Consider the following 17306-nt stretch of genomic DNA (forward strand, 5'->3'; position numbering starts at 1 on the left):
CCCCCACAATCTGCCACCCCGATATCGCCCCCCAGGAATACGAACCCCAGCACTGTCGCCACAAGCGGGCTCAGGAATCCCAGGAACGACACCACCATCGTCGTCAACCGCTGGATCCCACAGAACCACACCGCGTAGGCAGCCAACGCACCGATGACGCTGAGATAGGCGAAGCCCGCGAGGTTAGGCAAAGTAACCGACGCCGGCAGCCCTTCAACCACCAGCGTCACCGGCATGAGCATGACCCCACCCATCGCTAACTGCAGGCCATTATACCCAAGCAGCCCCACGCCGTCGGGCCTTCCCCAGCGTTTGGTGAGCACATTCACCCCGCCATGCTCAGCGCACCGGCCATCCCAGCGAGCACACCCACAAAAGTTAGGAACGCGTCGGACCGCAGGACGAGCAAGCCAACACCCGCTGCTCCCACCACGCAGGCAACCACGTGCGTAAGGCGAATCCTCTCCCCCAGCAACAGCACTCCAAGGAAGAACACGAACAGGGGCTGAATGGACATCACCAGTGCAGCGAGCCCACCCGGCAGTTGGTACGCGGTGAAGAACGGGAGGAAGAAGAACAGCCCAATGTATGACCAACCGCGTGGACCGACTCGTCAACCGCGGGCTGGTTCATCGTGAGACCAACCCGGACAACCGCCGGCAACTGCTGATCAGCCTCACCCCTGAGGGACTGGCCCTGGTGGATGAGGTGGTGGAGCACCACGTAGAGAACCAACACAAGATGCTCGAAGGACTCTCCAAGACAGAGCGGACACAGCTCGCCAACCTTTTGCGCAAGTTCCTGCTGACAAACAACGACGGCGAACCCTCCTAAGCGGGCACGTGCAAGGATGAGGCGTGGACACTTCCTCTGAGCAGCTGGCGATCGCAATCGGAAAAGCGCTGGGCGGTGGGCAAGCAAGCGCCTATAGCGGCACAGTGTTCTGCCAAGGCCACAACCATCAGATGAGTTATGCCGTTTCAGTGCACCCGAGGGCCTTCATGTGATCTGCGAAGGAGTTGCCGGACGGACGCACCCTAACCTTCGATCCCCGAAGACTGATCATCCAGACCGACGGCGTGGATGATCCCTACGGCCTCTCCATTGAGCGCATCCCATTTTCCTTCCCTGAAGCCGTCCAGCTCTCCTTCCCTCTTTCCCTGCCCATCTGGGGCCGACACTTGGACGACTACCACCCGGTCGCTTCCGAAGTACACGGCCCGGACACGACGCTCCTGCTGAGGCACAGCATGGACCCGACGATCTTTGGGTCCTTTAGCTTTGATACGGAGAGCGGGATCGCGAAAACCCTGTTCACACTCTCCACGGCGCTGAAGCTGGAGCGCGAGGCCCGGCCGGACAACGGAAAGTACGACTTCGGGTTCGTCGCCGGGTCCGGTGATCCTGATCTTCAGAATCGCCTTCGTCAGGACAAAAACACCCAAGAATAGAGAGATGGCCTGCAGACGTCAGTCCAGAGGCCGTCACTAACTTCCCGGTCACTCAAGGTCGTTAGGCTCCGGGCTGCTTACGCTTGCCCCGCCGCAACACATAGACGCCGTAGCAACCGAACCCCAGCATGAGAACCGCTGCACCGGCCCGCCACCACGCGAAGGGCTGCCACGTGGCGAACACAATCGCCAAAGCGAAGAACGCAGCCACTTGTAAGGGAGGCGGAACCTTGCTTCTCATATCTGTCACCCTTCGTCACTGCACGGTTGCACGAGTCACCAACCCGCGCAACCTGCCAAGGCGATTCCCATGGAGGACAGGGCACCTGCCAAGGCCCACCCAACAGGCGCTCCCCCTGGCACGAAGATGGTGACCATACTCAGGCCTACCCCCAGTGCGCAACTCCACAACAAGCTCCCCGGGCTCCCTCCGATGTTCAAGTGCGCCGTTTGCTGCCCACCGATGTAGACATCAAGGTAGCCGGGGCACGTCATAGGGTCATTGGCGGTCCAATCGAACGACATTCCCATATTCGTGCAGAACGAGTAGTACTGACCCGCTGGTTCAGGCGGTGCCGGGCTGTTCACCTCCTCCGGAATCTCAACGATGGCAGCTTGCGTTGAACTCGCGGGTTCAGCTGCGTTGGCGGGGGCAAGGCCCGTAAAGACCAAACCCGCGGCAACTAACAGGCCGATTGCTATCTTGCTGATGCGCCTCAGGATCACGATTGCTCCTAGTGAAGAACGATCTTGCTTTGACTCGCCCAGCCTGGGCCCAGCGAATGCCCGCACAGACGCAAAAAGGCAAACTAGGTGGCGATTTCACTGAAACTAGGTGCCCAAAAGGCCAAAAATGAGTGGTCTCTAGCCTCGTCTAGGTGCCACGCACTCCCACCCGAAGAGTTCAATGGCCCACGCGTCATGGCACCATAAGCTGACCCAGGAACTCCAAAGTCGTCAAAAGGAAATGGTGTGGAGAATGTCAGTTCGGCGGCAATCGACCTCATTTCGGCAAGAGCTTTGTGGGTTATCAGGCAGGATGCCGCAACGGCCGCGATCTCGGCTGCGACGGAAGCTCTGGTCGAAGGGCACGACGGCCAGGGACTCCGAGAGCTTGCCGGCGCTTCGCCACAGATCAACGTCTTCGAGCTTCGAGTTCTCATCGACGATGCCCTCAATGAGCTTGGCTTGGCAGCAGTTGAGATGACCGGCGACGAAGCGAAACTCATAGCGGCCCACTTCTACGCCCGCCGAGCCATCGAAGGCAACTTGCGGATACGGGAACTCACATCGTGGGCGCACAGGGTTGTCGGCCATGAAGGTCACCCCATTGCCCAGAAGTTGGTTGACCTCGACGACGCCTACGACGATGGGTGGGGTGAAGAACCTGACGCCATGCAGGTGATCAGTCGTTTGGGACTGCCCCGGGTTTTGTCGACTTTGGACTGTTTGGAGGGTCTGGATAGCCTACCCATGGAGTGGCTCCACGTTAACTATTCAGACGAGCGAATGGGCCGCGACAATAGGCTCCCCCGAACCCACCGCGAAATGGCACTCAGTGTGGAGGACGGCGCTCGTAAAGATGACGTGGGGACCTTCTACCCGAGCTGGGGCTACTACGTCTCCATGCTCGGTTTCCTCGCTGGAAGTGATAGACGAGTGTGCCCCTTCGAAGTCTCCACGGCGGACGGTGACCAAGATGGGCGATCCAGTGATTCCTTCAACCTCAACTTTCTCGAAGCGGCGGTCCCCGGACGCGGCGCCCTCGTTGACGGCGTCGCCTCCCTCATTGATCTATGGGAGCCCACTCGGGGTGGCCTCTTCAGCTCCGCAATAACCAAGAAAAACCGAGACCAGCCCATCTGGTACCCACCAGTTGGCGTTGTCACCTATTTCGCTAACGACAGCGGCTACGTCCTCCCGGAAGACCCGCTAGTCGATCTGCACCCGCTCCGGAAGGGCACTCTGGCGGTCCTTAAGGACTGGACCTTGGAGGCTGCCCAAAGATACGAAGCCGCATTCAGAGCCGACAATAATGGCATCCCGAATGACCGTTCTGCGAGCTAAGTTCCCAGTTCAAGCTGTGACTGGAAGAACCGGCGCCGTTCTGTCACTGACCGAGGACCCGACTTTACGATCGAGCTCCACCGTGATCGACCCTTCGCGAGATGAGCACAAGCAGCCGGAGTGGCTTAAGCGGAAACTCCACGAGGGCAACTCGAACTGAGCCGGCACCAAAGGACCTAGCCGCCCGCGATCTCCCGCAGCGTCTGCAAGTGCGCCGCCCACACGTTCCGTCCGGTACCCGTCAGGCTGGCCGATGTCCTGGGAAACTTCCCGGCGAAGCTCTTTTTGATCTTCACGAACTCGGCCTTCTCCAAAATCGAGAGCTGCTTGCTCAACACCGAATCGCTGACCTGAATGGCGTCCCTCAGGTCCTTGAAGTCCAACGACTCAGCCTTCGCGAGCGCAGCCATGATGGAGAACCGGACCGGTGAGTGGACGAGCTCGTTGAGCTTGTGACGCGGGTGTTCCGCCGGGGCGCTCATGCGCGCAGCTCACGGAAGGCAGCAGCAAGGCCAATGGCTGCCAGGGCAATGGCCGCGGGGATGTAGAACCAGAGGTTGCCGTCCCGGAAGAAGTAGGCGCCAACCACGAGCGCCACGACGTACAGCGCGAAGTACCCCAGAAGAGACGTCAGGAACCGTTTGGTGAAGCCGACCTTGGTGGACCGTTGGAACATTGGCCAGATGCTCGCGGTAATTGCGCCCCAGGCTCCCACAGAACAGGCCAACAATGCCGCGCCGTAGCCGCCGACCAGAACGATGTGCATCCCGATCATCAGCAGCGAACCCATAATCGCGAGGCTGGTGAACATTACAGCCACCGGCCAAGCTGCCGCGTTGATGGAGGAGGCGCCCAGTGAATCGGCCCGTGCAAGGAGTTCCCGTGCTTCGGCTGCTGACATATTGCCGGTGGTCTCGTTCATGGTGTCCCCCAAGTTTGTGCGGATCGATACCCCCACCCTAAGAAAGTACTTTCCAAGTTGTCAACTACTTTCCCATGGCAGTCGAGTTACCAACAACCCCGCCAACCCCGGTAAATTTAAACCCAAGAGTTTGACCCTCGGTGAGCAACACCACTCGCGCGCCTCACGAAAGCAGGATCATATGACCGTCTCTCCCCTCATCTGGGGTATCACCATCGTCGTCATTTTGGCGCTCTTGGCCTTTGACTACTTCTTCCACATCCGCAAGGCCCACGTCCCATCGCTCAAGGAAGCGGCCGTCTGGTCCTCCATTTACGTTGGACTCGCAATAGTTTTCGGCGTCCTGGTCCTGATTTTCGGCGGCGCCCAAATGGGGTCCGAGTACTTCGCCGGCTACATCACGGAGAAGGCCCTCTCGGTAGATAACCTGTTCGTGTTCCTCATCATCATGGCGAGCTTCAGGGTGCCACGTGAGGATCAGCAGAAGGTCCTCCTGTTCGGCATCGTGTTCTCCTTGATCGCCCGTACAGGTTTTATCTTCCTTGGCGCAGCACTCATCAACTCGTTCGCGTGGGTGTTCTACATCTTCGGACTGATCCTGCTCCTCACGGCTGGCAACCTGCTCAAGCCCGGCGACCACGGTGACGGTCAGGCCAACAACTTCATCATCCGGCTCGCCAAAAAGCTCTTCCACACCACGGACAAGTACGACGGCGACAAGCTCTTCACCGTGGTGAACGGCAAGCGCGCCCTGACTCCCATGCTCCTTGTAATGGTGGCCATTGGCGGCACGGACATCCTCTTTGCGCTGGACTCCATCCCGGCAATCTTCGGCCTGACGCAGAACGTGTTCATCGTCTTCACCGCCACCGCGTTCTCACTAATGGGCTTGCGCCAGCTGTACTTCCTGATCGACGGACTGCTGGACCGCCTCATCTACCTCTCCTACGGCTTGGCGGCCATCCTCGCTTTCATCGGCGTCAAGCTGATCCTGCACGCCCTGCATGAGAACAACCTTCCATTCATCAACGACGGCGAGCACGTCAACGTCATTGAAATCACCACGGGCCTCTCGCTCAGCGTCATCATCGGCGTCCTGATCATCACCGTGGTGCTCTCCCTGATCAGCCCTGCGGGCAAGGCCCAGACGGCCATCAACAACGCCCGCCGTCACGCCGTCGATTATCTGGACCTCGACTACACCGCCGACGCCAACGAGCGCGAGCGTATCTACCGTGCCCTCACGGCTGAGGAAGCGCAGATTGTGCAGATGCCACTGAAGTACCGGAACAAGGCCAAGGACGTGGAGACCATCCGCGAGCAAGTGGCCGAGGCACACCGTCAGCACGAGGAATTCCTCAAACGGTAAGTCTCACCAAACGCTAAGGCTCACTACCAAGTCAGGCGCCCAGGAGCACGCTGATCTGATCCCGGATCTCGTCGCCAACCTGGGCGTCTGTCATGTCAATAGTCGCTGAGGACGCCATGCTGACGAACATGATGGCGGAGACGATCCGAGCCAGTTTCGCCGGGTCGCGGGCCAACAACTGACCGTCGCGGCCCAGCACTCCGGCAATGGCCTCTTCCGTACGCATCGTGAGGGACAACGCCTCTGCATGGTGAGGTTCGGCAGGGTCACCGAAGACGATCTCCCGCAGGTAGGTTCGGCCGTTTTCGATCTGAACACGGTTGCACTCAATGATGGGCCGGATGATGGCCATCACCGCGTCCAGCACCGTGATTTCAGCGGCGGCCGCTTCGACTCCCGCGTCGAGCGCTTGGGCGTACTTGGCGTTGTGCACCAACAAAAGCAGCTCCGCCTTCGTCTTGGCATACAGGAACAAGGTTCCCGATCCGACGTCAGCCTTTTCCGCCACCTGCTGGGTGGTGACCTCGTCCACTCCGTACTGGGTGAAAAGTTCGCGTGCGGCCGCGGTGATGCGGTCAAGCTTTTCCTGCTTATTCCGCTCACGTCGGCCAAGTGTCTGGGGCGCAGGCTGCATTTAGCTACCGTATCAGCGGGCCGATGCATCAGCGGGCCGTCCGCATCAGCGGGCCGTCCGTATCAGCGGCCCAGGAACTCGAGCGCTACCGGGACGAACCTGTCATGGAACTGGAAGATACCGCCATGCCCGGAGTCGGGGTAGATGACCAGTTCGCTGCCGGGAATCCTCCGGTGCATGTCGCTGGACAGTACCGATGGCACCATGCGGTCGTTGTCGCCGTTGGCGATGAGCGTGGGTTGGGTGATCACGCCAAGATCGGCCGACGGCGACACTCCCCACCGCCTGATGGCTTTCAGTTGCGTCTGGAATGCCTTGAGCGAGATGGGTGCCTCACGATTGGTGGTCCGTTCCTTGAGCCGATGGATGAATGCCCTCGCAGCGGGTTTTCCGGCGGCGTTCCGGTTGAAGAACAGGAACTCCTTGGGGTCCTGCCGGGTGAGGGCGCCCCGAACTACGTCAAAGTACGTGGTTCCCATGATCTTCTGGATGCCCTCACCACCGGCAGGTCCCGTGCCAGCCAGGACGAGCTTGCGGACAAGGCCGGGGTGTTTGACCACCAGCGACTGGGCGATCATGCCGCCGAGCGAGAATCCAAAGAGATCCACTGCCGGATAGCCGAGGGCCTGAATAAAGGCGGCAGCATCATCCGCCATGGCTTCGATGCTGTCCGGAACGGACCCCGTGGTTGCACCGACTCCGCGGTTGCTGAAGGTGATCACGTGGTGTTTCTCAGCAATGGGGTGGATGATGCTCGGATCCCAGTTGTCCATGGTCCCGGCGAGGTGAATCAGGAAAACTACCGGAACCCCACCTTTAGGCCCCATTTCGCGGTATGCGTAGCTGACGCCGTTGGCTGTCAGCGTCTTCGCGGGCACCTGTAAATACGACTGCTGTTCACTGCTCATGATGTTCGTCCTGTCGGTATGGAGTGGTTAGAGATGGCTGACAACGGTCTTACCGCGGACGCCGCCGTTGTCGAGGGCCGCAAGTACATCGGCCGTCTGGTCAAAAGGCACCACACGTCCCACCACTGGCTTGATGTCTCCGGCGTCGATGAGTGCTGCGATTTCCCTCAACTGGCCACCATTAGCGCGCATGAAGAGGAACTCGTACGTGACTCCCAGGCGGCGGGCTTTGCGCCGGATCCCCGAGCTGAGCAGGGTCATCAACCCCAGCAGAACCGGGTTTCCGCCCAGCTGTCGGGCGAAACCGGCATCCGGCGGGCCGGCGATGCCAATGGCCCGGCCACCCTTCTTCAGGACTTTCAGGGACCGCTCCAGGTTTTCGCCGCCGAGGCTATCCAGGACGAGGTCATAGTCACTGAGAATTTCCGTGAAATCCTCAGTCCGGTAGTCGATCACCACGTCCGCGCCAAGGTCCCGGACGAAGTCCTTGTTTCCGGCGCTGACAGTAGTGGCCACCGTCGCCCCGAGATACGTGGCCAGCTGGATGGCAATGGACCCCACTCCCCCGGCTCCAGCATGGATGAGTACCTTCTGCCCGGGGCCAACATTGCCCCGCTGCACCAGCGCTTGCCAGGCAGTCAATGCCACCAATGGAAGCGAGCCGGCCTCTTCCATGCTGATGGTGGCCGGTTTGATGGCAAGGTCTTCCTCGGCAACGGCCACCCGCTCCGCGAAAGTCCCGATTCGGTCATTTCCCGGGCGTGCGAATACTTCGTCGCCGGACTCGAAGGACTTAACCTTTGCCCCGACCTTCAGGACCACACCGGCAACGTCATGGCCCAGTATCTGCGGCAGTTTGTACGGGAGGATCTGCTTGAACTCTCCCAACCGAATTTTCTCGTCCAGCTGGTTGAGGCCTGCTGCGTGGACTTCCACCAGCACATCGTGGTCTCCGAGCACGGGCTCGGGGACGTCCTGCTGCTGAAGGGGTTCCTTGTACTGGCTGAGGACGAAGGCTTTCATGGGGGTTCTCCTGGACTGCATAGCTGACTTAACTCAATTATGAGTGCACTCAGTAAATTAAGCAAGAGTTCTCCGCTGGATAATGGTCGGATGGGACAGCGGAGCGATGACGGCGTGAACGAACCATGGCGGACCAGCACACGGCTGCCACTCATCCTGGACGCCCTCCTGGGATCCGAAGAAGAGCCAGCCGTGCGCCAGTTGATCGATGCCTTCGGCGGGCCCGCGGCAAGAGCCAAGGATCAACTGGTGGGCGAACCCGCGTACCGATCGCGACGGCTGCAGTTCGCCTCGGGCGGCCAAATGATCATGCACGACGGCGTCACGGTGGCGGTCGTGCTGCACGCAGCACCTACTGGGTTCGCACCTGGCGGGTTTCACCTGCCGTCATGGATCCCCGGCTTGGATAAGGACGCTACCCTCAGCGACCTCAAGGGAGCCCTCGATGCTCCCCGCGCTCCCGGAGGTATGGGCTTCGTACTGGACGGTGCCTACGTGGAACCCCGCTTCAAGAACAACCGCGGCTGGAACGAGCCCGGCAATCTTCTCAGCCTTAGTTTCAGGGCGGAGGCTCCGCAGCATGCCTGCCGCCCCGAGGATGACGATTGTCCAACATGCAGCGATCTCTTGGTTCGCGGAGCCCACACCGGCGGGATGGACGTGGAACAAACCATCGCTGCACTCTCCTCAGCCGCAGCGGCGGGCCTGATCACTGAAAGCCCCAGCTGGGTCCCGCTCGCAGACCTCCAACAACTCCATGCGTCACAACTGATGGAACGGGTGGAGAGCCAGCTTAGCTGTTCGGCGTGCCTGCGAATCATCTGCCTGACGCTCTACCGCGAATCATCCCCGACGTTTGAATACACGGTGCTCAACGAAGCCCGGCAACGGCCACTCGAAGCGATTCCGCCGGTTGAGCAGTGGGGAGACCACCTGAGGATAGCCAAGGATCGCGATGCCATGCATTACGTGGACCACCAGCCGGGCTCATGGTTCCTGGTTGAACAGCAAGGATCTCTTTTTCTCGAAGGGAGGTACTGCATCAATACGATGGTGGACTCAACGGCCCTGCTTCGCCTGGACCAGGCCGAAACCGATGCCTATAGGACCGGTGGCCACGACTATCTCTCCGACCTCGCCAAGCGAATTGATAAGAGCGGCCCCCACACTGAGGAATCACCCTATTTTCGGAGAGACCTCTACCGTGGGCCTGACCGCGCCATGTTGTCCAAGAGCGTCGCGGCGGCCATTGTGAACCACACCTGGGCTGCGGAGCAGCGGCGCCGGAGCTGACGATACCGGGCCTTGTGGCGACCAGGGCCACGCCTCCCCTAGGCCGCGGGCTTCCGCCACATCACAGCCAGCACCAGCACCACAGCACTGAGCCCCAGCATCACCAGGACCATGATCCCCCAGTTGGCCTGATTCACGCCGGGGCCATAGAGCACGCCGATCAGGACAGTGGCGGTGATGGCCCCGAGGTAGCGGCATGTCTGGAAAATACCGGCCGCCACTCCCCTCTCTTCGGGCCGGGCCGAAACGTACAGGCCTTGGTTTGAGGCCGTACTCACCACGCCGTACGGAACACCCATCAACGCGGTGAGCACGAACACCAGTGGCGCCCACAAGCTCAGGGTCAGGAACCCGAGCGTGCCTGCCGCAATTGTCAGGATCAGCACCCCGGTGATCAGAACGGGTCGCACGCCGAACCGCTCAATGAACCGCACGGTCAGTGGCGTCACCACAACCGACAACGCCGCAAGGGGCAGCATCAGCAGGCCCACCACACCGGCGTCGTAATTCCCTGCCTCCTGCAGCAACTGCGGAAGGCCGAAGAACGCAAAGTAGTAGACGCCGCTGAACACCACAAACAGCAAGTACACCAACAGCAGCGGACGGTTCCGGCCCAGCAGGCGGAGGTCCAGGAACGGAGGCTGGAATCGCAGCTCACGCCAGGCGAACAGCGCTCCGATCACCGTGGCCGCACCCAGTAGATACCAGCGGTAGCCGGGCAGCACGTTGAGCAGCGCCATCATGGCGAGCATGAGGGATACCACGAAGGCGAGGATGCCGGGGATGTCGGAATCGCGGATCAGCTGGCCGAGTTTGCCGGTCTCGCGCCCGGCATCTGCGGGCGCGGTCTGGCGGACAACAATCAACGCCAACAAAGCAATGGGAACGTTGATCGCGAACAGCGCCTGCCACCCGACCAGACTCACCAGCAACCCGCCCACGACGGGTCCGACGGCAGCGGCCGAAGTGTTGGCCATCTGGATCCGGCCGAGCGGCCGCGTGGACGGCAAGTTGGCCAGCCGGCTGAGCTCGGTGACCATCACGACGGCGGACGGGTACGCCGTCGCGGTCCCTACAGCCATGAGCGCGCGGGCCACGCATACCAGCGCGAAGTTGGGCAGGAACGGCGCGATCGCACACGTCACCGCCACCAACGCCATACCGAACATAAACAGGCGCCGCGGGCCGAAGCGGTCAGCGAGTCGACCCATCAGCGGTTGACCGGCCGCGGACGCGAGATAGAACGAGGTGATCACCCAGGTGACGGTGGCGACGTCGAGCTCGAAATGCTCCCGCAAGACCACCAACGCTACGGCGATCATGGACGAGTTCAACGGGTTCAGCGCCGTCCCGAGGCTCAGCGCAGCAATCGCAAGGCCGGGGCGTGGTTTGTTGGCGGTCACCCGTCCAAGTCTGCTCCATGGTTGCCTCGGGTCACGAACCCGGGTGACCACACCGGGTCACAGAGCGGACGCCTCCGCCCAAACTCTGGCCAACCATCCATGCCGGGTAGGGGCCAGGGGCTTAACCGAAGTTGCTCCGCCGCAGAGCATTCAGGCGGGCGTTGTACTCAGTATCGTCGATCTCACCGCGGGCAAACCTTTCCGCGAGAAGCTCCTCCGCTCCGCCCGTACGGTGCGGCCCGCCAGCGTACCTCCGGCTGCCGGCACCCATGGACCGGGCAAGAAAGACGATCGCTGTGATGATCGCTCCCCAAAACAGTATGAAACTCACAGCCATGAGTGCGTATCCCCAGACGCCCATGTTTCCGTCCCAATACATCATGGCTACTCCTTCAGACCAGCGGGCACGTCCGTGCTCCCGGCCTCCACTATCCCCCCGCAAGGAGCGGCGCGTCAGAGTCTTAAGTCCCCCGACGGCGGCAAACGTCGGAGGCGGCTACTCCTCGAAGTGCGTGGTGATCTTCCCGGACGAGACGGCAGAAATGATGGACTTGGCCAGGTGGCGCAGCTTGATGTTGCGGTTGCTGGACGCCGTGCGGAGGATGGTGAAGGCCTCCTCCTGGCTGCAGTGGTTCTGCGCCATGATGGCCCCCACAGCAAGGTCGATCACAGTGCGGGTCTGCATTGCTGCGGCAAGATCATTCCGGGCGTCGCTGAGCTGCGCGATCTTCAGGGCCAGGCGCAACGACTTGGAGGCGTGGGAGGCGAACTCCTCGGCACTCTCTACGTCGTCATCGCTGAACGCGTCCGGCTGCTCGGAGTAGAGGTTCAACGCTGCACGTGTATCGCCTTCAACCAGAAGGGGGACACTCAGGACGGATCGCAGGCCTTGGTGCGAAGCAGCCTGCACGTACTCGGGCCAACGATGTTCCTGGAGAAGATCCGGCACCATCACGGGGGTGAGCTTATCCATGGCAGTGAGGCAGGGACCATCAAAGTCGTTCTGGAGTTCGTCCATTACTCTGGCGCGATCATCACTGCTGGCAGCGGTGGCCGACTTCTTACGACGCAATACGGTGATGCCACAGAAGACGGGTTCCGGGCGCGAGAGGCTTTCGGCGGAGAAAGCCGCGAGCTCGCCGAGAAAAGCCTCGACGTCTTCGCTGCCCAGGACGAGATCCAAGAAAAAACCGTTCTTGAGAGCTTCCTGCTCGGGGCGGGGGTTGACCATGCACGTTCCTACTGACTGAAATGCGTCCCCAGCAGACAGCAAAGGAGCGAAAATTGCCGCCCTCTGCAAAACGGTCTGGCAATACCTTATCGCCCAACGATCACCGGTACAAAGTGCTGCACGGAACGGCTTGACCTGCGGATACGCGACTCCGGATATGGCATTTTGTCAACTAAGGCAAGGGTTTCACGCGTCCCCAAAAGTAAGTAGGCTTACTAAAAGGATCTGAGATCCGTCATAAGGACTATTCGTACAAAGGAGTCATCAGATGGGCGTTGAAGACAGCATCCGTAAGGCCACCGAAAACGCTATGGAAGACCTGGCCGGGACCTCCAAGCCGGTGAATGATCAGCAGGTTCCAGCGCCCGGCGAGAAGGACGACGATATCCAGGTCCACTCCTCCATAAGCGAAGGCTCAAACGCCATCGACGAAGATCACTCCCCCAACACCAGGGCAAAGGGCCGCCACCGTGCGGATGGAGAACCCGACGGCGGAACCACCTCACCGAGGCCGGGAACCGACGGCGACACTCAGGGCCGCAAACCGCACGATGGCACTGCTGTCGGCTCAAGTGACGCAGCGGGACCGGCCGGCCTGCCCAGTGGAGACCCCGATGACCTGCGCGCAGATCCCTCGGAAAGCGGGGGCGACCCCTCAACGAGCATGGGCCGCGGCTAGGAAGGCTCACCAGCTTGTACCGTCACGACCCACTTTAAACCTAAAAAGGCCATAATTCAGCCGAAAACGGTTGTTTTTGGGACTTCTTGGGCCGAAAGTAGGTGAGGACGGTACATCTCAAGGGCAGATAGGCTTCGGGAATGCTCCCCAACCCGACCGCCCGGCTGCGCTTCCGGGAGATGACCCTCGCCGATCTCGATCTGATGAGCTCCTTGCTGGGTGATCCCGACGTCATGACGTACTACCCGGCGCCTAAGTCGCGGGATGAATCAGCAGCCTGGATCAAGTGGAACCAGAACAACTACGCTCGCCACGGATACGGGTTGTGGATCGTAGAAACGCGCGACGGCGAGTTCGTCGGCGACTGCGGGCTGACGTGGCAACACGTCAACGGGCGGGCTGAACTTGAGGTGGGCTACCACGTTCGTCGGGACGTGCAGGGGCGCGGATATGCGTCGGAGGCAGCATTGGCGTCCCGGGACTTCGCACGCGATGTCCTGGGGGTCCCCCTCCTTGTTGCGATCATTCACCCGGGCAACGTGGCTTCACGGAGGGTTGCTGAGCGGATGGGAATGCAGCAGCTCGAGGACGACATGGGCGGATCCATGGTGCGGACCGTGATGGGCATCGAACTGAGGTAGCCGGGGGCTAGTCAGGTGTGCCGCTACCACCGGCTTTGGCTGCTGGGAGGTCCAAGATCAGCAAAAACTGGTTGTTTTGCGGGCTTTCCTGGTTCAAAGAAGGTGGTGAAGCGCCAGCCACGGGCTGTGAAGCGCGCTGGGGGCTACCAGCTGAGGTCGGCGGCTCCGAGCGAGACGAAGCGTGGCGAGGTACGGTCCGGAGAATCAACCAGTTCCCTTAGTTCGCGAGCCGCCTGCCGTGGATCCTTCGAAACTACCGCCCAACCGGCCTCGGAAAATTCGTCTACTAACGACCTTCCGAGTCCACGGCCGGCACCCGTAATGACTGCCAGCCTTCCGTTGGGAATCATGCGAATCGGACGTCCGTATCCGGGTCCTTCCGGCTGTCCAGCATGCTGATGATCTTGCTCTCGAGTGCGGCAACGGTTGCCTCCGGCAGGACGATCAAGCCATCAAGTTCCTTCCGGGCCCGCTTATAGGCCGTTTGACGTTCGGCGGGAGTGGCGGCTGTGTCCTCTGCGATGCGCAGGAGCTTCCTCGCAGTCGCCAGTCGTTGGCGCTCCGGGCCGGTGAAGTTGCCGTCCTTGATGCGCCTGGCTTCCCGTTCGGCAACATCAAAAGCGAGTTCGTAGCTGTGGACAGCCGCCCGATACTCAGCCAGCCTGGCCGGCGTCGAAATTTCTTCAGGTGTGGCGGGACGTAAGCTGTCGGCCTCTTTCTTGGCCCGCAGGAACGCGACCGTGAGCGGTTCGCGGACGTCCGTCATGAGCGGGAAATCGATGAGGTTACCCACGTCCAGCTCGTACTCGAGCCACCTGTGGTTCACGGAATCGTGCGCAGCAATGAGCGAGACTACCTCTGTCTGGTTGGCTTCCTCGTGCACCGCCAGCTGGTTCTGCAGCTTCAACAACTCCACCTTGCGCCGGTGCCGCTCTTCGCTGGCTTTGGACCACGACCTCGCCCAGCCACCAGCCATCCCGCCAATAGGGAAAATGAGCCACCAGTAACTGCCAAGGAAGTCGAAGAGGGGTTCCACTGCTCCATCCTCCCACCGGCGCGGACCGGGTCTCAACAAGACTGGCCAAGTCGGGCAACCATATCCCGCTAGGCTTCCCTCATGGACCAGCGACTACATTTCCTCACGTTCGCCACCAAGGATCTGGACGCCGCGCGCGCCTTCTATAAGGAAGGGCTTGTCTGGGATCCGGCCATGGACGTTCCCGGCGAGATCTTGTTCTTCCAGATCGCGCCGGGGCTGATGCTCGGCCTGTTCGACGCCGAAAAGTTCGATCAGGACCTCGGCGCCACTGCTCCTACACAGGGAGTCAGCGGTGTGACGCTCTCACACAACGTTGGCAGCCCGGCGGAGGTCGCCAGTACCATCGACGCCTTGGTCGCGGCCGGGGCCATTGTGCTGAAACCCGCCCAGGCCGGCGCGTTTGGCGGTATTTTCCACGGACACGTCAAGGACCCCAACGGCATCGTCTGGGAGATCGCGCACAATCCCGGCTGGCGCATTGACGACGACGGCACGGTGGTTTTCGGATGAGCGCACTCCCGCCGACGGTCGCCGACGACGTCATCAACCACAGCGGCCGGGTACAGTTCGACACGTTTTTGGACGAGCACCGCAGAGCTCTGAGCGCCAGTTTGGATGGACTCACGGAAGAACAAGCACGACGCCGGCTGGTTCCGTCGCGGACCACGCTGCTGGGCTTGGTGAAGCACGCTACTTTCGTGGAGAAGGTGTGGTTCGACGAAGCCGTCACGCGAAGGTCCCGCACAGAGATTGGGATCCCGGCGTCACCAGACGAATCGTTCATCCTGGACAGCAACGACACCATCGCCAGCATTCAGACGGCTTATCTGGAAGCTTGCGCGGCCTCCCGGCGCGCGGTTGCGGAGCTGAGCCTTGATGATCTCCTGCTGGGAAACCGCCGTGGCCCTCTGCCCCTCCGCTGGGTGTACCTCCACATGCTGCGGGAACTGGCGCAGCACTGCGGGCACGCGGAGATCCTGCGTGAACAAATCCTTGATGCAGACCGGCCCTGGAAAAGGTGAGCACCGTGATCGCCCAGGTCGCGGGAAGGGTGCGTGATCGCCGGAGAGGGACGGCGAACTCGCAGCATTCCCGCGATTTCGCTGCGTGCGCGGCGGCACTTCCGGGACAGCTAAGAAGTGCGGATGCTATTCACCTAGCAACAGCCATACGACTACAGACCGACAGCATGGTCGCCTACGATCACGAATTACTTCTGGCCGCCACCGAATCAGGGATAACCACCGCATCGCCCGGGGCTTAGCAGCGGCTCAAGCGCTAATCGATAATCCGGAAGTCGTCGAAAGCCCCGGTGGCCTCGGAAACCTGGAACTCAACGTCCGCCACCTGGCCCGGGACGCGCGACGAGTGAAGCCAGTCCGTGAAGTCGCTGACGTTCCCGACTTCCCCTTCGGCCACAAGCTCCACGGAACCGTCCGTGCTGTTGCGCACCGTCCCCTTCAAATACAGCTCATCAGCTTTCCGGGCTGTCCAGTAGCGGAATCCCACCCCTTGGACCACGCCGGTGATACGGGCTGTCAGGCGAACGGTTTCGTCAGTCATGGAACCACCTTAAGCAGACCCGCCCTCGTCCGTCCCACTCCCCGTCGAACGGAGAGGAGAGCGAACAAGGGCGGGTTTCGTGCCTTGAACGAACTAGCCGATCACGATGTCCCGCGTGGCGTGGCTGTACGTGATGGTGACGGGTCCGCCGTGGTGGTTCAACTCGTGGTTCGCGCCGTCCCGGGCACCGAACGCACCATAATTCTCGTCCCACGAACGGTTCAGCGCGATCTTGTAGGTGTAGAAACCGGCAGGCAGTTCAGCCGTGAGCGTCCACAGCTGGACGATGGGGTTGAACTCCATCTGGGCTTCGTCGTACTGCGGTGCCCAGTCCTCGGGTGCTCCAAGGATCTTGTTGAAGTCGCCCGCGATCGCCACAGCGTCCGGCTGCGGCAGGGTCTCGACGGCGGAGGCCGCCTTCGTCTTGGCCGTCGCCTTACGGGGGGACTTCTTAGCGGCGGGTTCAGCCGCCGCGGAGGAAGCCTTGGCTGTTGCAGCTTTGGCCCTCGGCGCGGAGACCTTGGCCGCAGCGACCTTCGGCTCAGCTACATCGGCCGCTGCCACTTTAGGCGCAGTGAGCTTCTTCGCAGCGGCCCGCTTGGTCGCCGCCGCCTTCTTGGCCTGTGGCTTCACGGGCGGGGCCGTCGGTACGGCGACGTCGGCAGGAACCGGAGTTCCGGCGTCGAGCGCTGCACCAAATGCCTCGGCATCCGCGAAGGCGACCGTGGCACGCAGACCATCTTCCGGAATGGTCCAGCCGGAACGGCCCTTGACCAACCAACCGGCCTTCACCAGTTTGGCCGAAGCCGACGTCAAGGTCTTGTGTCCGCGGGGGATGCCGCCACTGAGAAGCTCAGCCTCGTGGTCATTGAAAGGCACCCGGACGATCGCCTCGGCCAGCACCTCGCCGGCGTTCAGCGTTGCACCGGACCATACGCTTTCAGCGAGGATGTCCAGTACGGCCTTCAGACGAAGGTTGGTGTTTTCGGCGGTATTCGCGCCCATGCTTCTCCTTCAACGGTGGATACTCCATAGAAGTTTGCCAATGAATTGTTAATTCCCGCGACTGCGGAAGGTAAACAC

Annotated in this window: 26 protein-coding genes; 10 read left to right on the forward strand and 16 right to left on the reverse strand. The window is 61.3% G+C overall.

The genetic code is table 11. The annotated features are described in order from the left end of the window. A partial coding sequence (locus EU811_RS24335) for an EamA family transporter (protein WP_238703475.1) occupies window positions 1-329 on the reverse strand: 329 nt, incomplete at its 3' end. Then, window positions 326-586, reverse strand: a complete 261-nt coding sequence (locus tag EU811_RS24340; RefSeq protein ID WP_342211723.1) for an EamA family transporter — start codon at window positions 584-586, stop codon at window positions 326-328. The genes EU811_RS24340 and EU811_RS24335, both read right to left, overlap by 4 nt. A 2-nt stretch (window positions 587-588) precedes the next feature. Between EU811_RS24340 and EU811_RS19675 the strand changes: the two genes are divergently transcribed. From EU811_RS19675 to EU811_RS19680, 3 genes are read left to right on the forward strand one after another with little or no spacing between them, the layout of a single operon-like run. Then, window positions 589-834 carry a MarR family winged helix-turn-helix transcriptional regulator gene (locus tag EU811_RS19675; protein WP_238703476.1) on the forward strand — a complete coding sequence of 82 codons (246 nt, stop codon included), beginning with the start codon at window positions 589-591 and terminating at the stop codon, window positions 832-834. 23 nt (window positions 835-857) lie between these two features. Next, on the forward strand, window positions 858-1007 hold the full coding sequence (locus EU811_RS23575) for a hypothetical protein (RefSeq protein WP_160147667.1): 150 nt from the start codon (window positions 858-860) through the stop codon (window positions 1005-1007). 12 nt (window positions 1008-1019) lie between these two features. Beyond that, window positions 1020-1451 (forward strand): hypothetical protein, encoded by a 432-nt coding sequence (locus tag EU811_RS19680; protein ID WP_142939993.1) that lies wholly within the window; start codon window positions 1020-1022, stop codon window positions 1449-1451. Window positions 1452-1512: 61 nt separating this feature from the next. Here EU811_RS19680 and EU811_RS19685 read toward each other — a convergent pair whose 3' ends face one another. Both EU811_RS19685 and EU811_RS19690 read right to left on the reverse strand, forming a co-directional pair. Further along, a complete protein-coding gene (locus EU811_RS19685) occupies window positions 1513-1692 on the reverse strand; it encodes a DUF4175 domain-containing protein (protein ID WP_142939994.1) in 180 nt (59 codons plus the stop codon). A gap of 35 nt (window positions 1693-1727) precedes the next feature. Further along, the gene (locus EU811_RS19690) at window positions 1728-2177 is read right to left on the reverse strand and encodes a hypothetical protein (protein WP_142939995.1); all 450 of its coding nucleotides are present in this window, start codon (window positions 2175-2177) and stop codon (window positions 1728-1730) included. Between the two features lie 246 nt (window positions 2178-2423). Here EU811_RS19690 and EU811_RS19695 point away from each other — a divergent pair, with 246 nt between their 5' ends. After that, window positions 2424-3518, forward strand: coding sequence for a hypothetical protein (locus tag EU811_RS19695; protein ID WP_142939996.1), 1095 nt, complete (start codon window positions 2424-2426; stop codon window positions 3516-3518). Between the two features lie 176 nt (window positions 3519-3694). Here EU811_RS19695 and EU811_RS19700 read toward each other — a convergent pair whose 3' ends face one another. Then, a complete protein-coding gene (locus EU811_RS19700) occupies window positions 3695-4000 on the reverse strand; it encodes a winged helix-turn-helix domain-containing protein (RefSeq protein WP_142939997.1) in 306 nt (101 codons plus the stop codon). Continuing rightward, window positions 3997-4440: a hypothetical protein gene (locus EU811_RS19705; RefSeq protein WP_142939998.1), complete on the reverse strand. Its 444-nt coding sequence runs from the start codon at window positions 4438-4440 to the stop codon at window positions 3997-3999. The genes EU811_RS19700 and EU811_RS19705 overlap by 4 nt, the downstream gene beginning before the upstream one ends. A gap of 181 nt (window positions 4441-4621) precedes the next feature. Between EU811_RS19705 and EU811_RS19710 the strand changes: the two genes are divergently transcribed. Continuing rightward, window positions 4622-5809 carry a TerC/Alx family metal homeostasis membrane protein gene (locus EU811_RS19710; protein WP_142939999.1) on the forward strand — a complete coding sequence of 396 codons (1188 nt, stop codon included), beginning with the start codon at window positions 4622-4624 and terminating at the stop codon, window positions 5807-5809. A gap of 31 nt (window positions 5810-5840) precedes the next feature. Here EU811_RS19710 and EU811_RS19715 read toward each other — a convergent pair whose 3' ends face one another. From EU811_RS19715 to EU811_RS19725, 3 genes are all read right to left on the reverse strand, one after another. Next, on the reverse strand, window positions 5841-6443 hold the full coding sequence (locus tag EU811_RS19715) for a TetR/AcrR family transcriptional regulator (RefSeq protein ID WP_142940000.1): 603 nt from the start codon (window positions 6441-6443) through the stop codon (window positions 5841-5843). Between the two features lie 62 nt (window positions 6444-6505). Further along, the gene (locus tag EU811_RS19720) at window positions 6506-7351 is read right to left on the reverse strand and encodes an alpha/beta fold hydrolase (protein ID WP_142940001.1); all 846 of its coding nucleotides are present in this window, start codon (window positions 7349-7351) and stop codon (window positions 6506-6508) included. 27 nt (window positions 7352-7378) lie between these two features. Next, a complete protein-coding gene (locus EU811_RS19725) occupies window positions 7379-8374 on the reverse strand; it encodes an NADP-dependent oxidoreductase (protein ID WP_142940002.1) in 996 nt (331 codons plus the stop codon). Between the two features lie 90 nt (window positions 8375-8464). Between EU811_RS19725 and EU811_RS19730 the strand changes: the two genes are divergently transcribed. Continuing rightward, window positions 8465-9667: a hypothetical protein gene (locus tag EU811_RS19730; RefSeq protein ID WP_142940003.1), complete on the forward strand. Its 1203-nt coding sequence runs from the start codon at window positions 8465-8467 to the stop codon at window positions 9665-9667. Window positions 9668-9705: 38 nt separating this feature from the next. Here the strand turns inward: EU811_RS19730 and EU811_RS19735 are convergent, their stop codons facing one another. From EU811_RS19735 to EU811_RS19745, 3 genes are all read right to left on the reverse strand, one after another. Further along, window positions 9706-11070, reverse strand: a complete 1365-nt coding sequence (locus tag EU811_RS19735) for an MFS transporter (RefSeq protein ID WP_142940004.1) — start codon at window positions 11068-11070, stop codon at window positions 9706-9708. Window positions 11071-11191: 121 nt separating this feature from the next. Next, complete coding sequence (locus EU811_RS19740; RefSeq protein ID WP_142940005.1) at window positions 11192-11452, reverse strand: SHOCT domain-containing protein; 261 nt, start codon at window positions 11450-11452, stop codon at window positions 11192-11194. A 114-nt stretch (window positions 11453-11566) separates the two neighbouring features. Next, window positions 11567-12301 (reverse strand): GAF and ANTAR domain-containing protein, encoded by a 735-nt coding sequence (locus EU811_RS19745; RefSeq protein ID WP_142940006.1) that lies wholly within the window; start codon window positions 12299-12301, stop codon window positions 11567-11569. 268 nt (window positions 12302-12569) lie between these two features. Between EU811_RS19745 and EU811_RS24345 the strand changes: the two genes are divergently transcribed. Together EU811_RS24345 and EU811_RS19755 are read left to right on the forward strand one after the other, a co-directional pair. Continuing rightward, complete coding sequence (locus tag EU811_RS24345; RefSeq protein ID WP_223942011.1) at window positions 12570-12980, forward strand: hypothetical protein; 411 nt, start codon at window positions 12570-12572, stop codon at window positions 12978-12980. A gap of 140 nt (window positions 12981-13120) precedes the next feature. Then, entirely contained in the window at window positions 13121-13621 is a 501-nt protein-coding gene (locus EU811_RS19755) for a GNAT family N-acetyltransferase (protein ID WP_142940007.1), read from the forward strand. A gap of 143 nt (window positions 13622-13764) precedes the next feature. Here the strand turns inward: EU811_RS19755 and EU811_RS24350 are convergent, their stop codons facing one another. Then, entirely contained in the window at window positions 13765-13971 is a 207-nt protein-coding gene (locus EU811_RS24350) for an SDR family oxidoreductase (RefSeq protein WP_208096528.1), read from the reverse strand. Then, entirely contained in the window at window positions 13968-14657 is a 690-nt protein-coding gene (locus tag EU811_RS19765) for a hypothetical protein (RefSeq protein ID WP_142940008.1), read from the reverse strand. The genes EU811_RS24350 and EU811_RS19765 overlap by 4 nt, the downstream gene beginning before the upstream one ends. 81 nt (window positions 14658-14738) lie before the next feature. Here EU811_RS19765 and EU811_RS19770 point away from each other — a divergent pair, with 81 nt between their 5' ends. Next, window positions 14739-15170, forward strand: a complete 432-nt coding sequence (locus EU811_RS19770; RefSeq protein WP_142940009.1) for a VOC family protein — start codon at window positions 14739-14741, stop codon at window positions 15168-15170. Further along, window positions 15167-15682: a DinB family protein gene (locus tag EU811_RS19775; protein WP_142940010.1), complete on the forward strand. Its 516-nt coding sequence runs from the start codon at window positions 15167-15169 to the stop codon at window positions 15680-15682. Before EU811_RS19770 ends, EU811_RS19775 begins: the two co-directional genes overlap by 4 nt. Window positions 15683-15938: 256 nt before the next feature. Here EU811_RS19775 and EU811_RS19785 read toward each other — a convergent pair whose 3' ends face one another. Then, on the reverse strand, window positions 15939-16223 hold the full coding sequence (locus tag EU811_RS19785; RefSeq protein ID WP_142940011.1) for an acylphosphatase: 285 nt from the start codon (window positions 16221-16223) through the stop codon (window positions 15939-15941). 93 nt (window positions 16224-16316) lie between these two features. Next, window positions 16317-17228 carry a pullulanase X25 domain-containing protein gene (locus EU811_RS19790; RefSeq protein ID WP_142940012.1) on the reverse strand — a complete coding sequence of 304 codons (912 nt, stop codon included), beginning with the start codon at window positions 17226-17228 and terminating at the stop codon, window positions 16317-16319. Window positions 17229-17306 lie beyond the last annotated feature (78 nt).

Origin of the sequence: Arthrobacter sp. TS-15, assembly GCF_006964045.1 — a bacterium.
Lineage (GTDB): Bacteria > Actinomycetota > Actinomycetes > Actinomycetales > Micrococcaceae > Arthrobacter.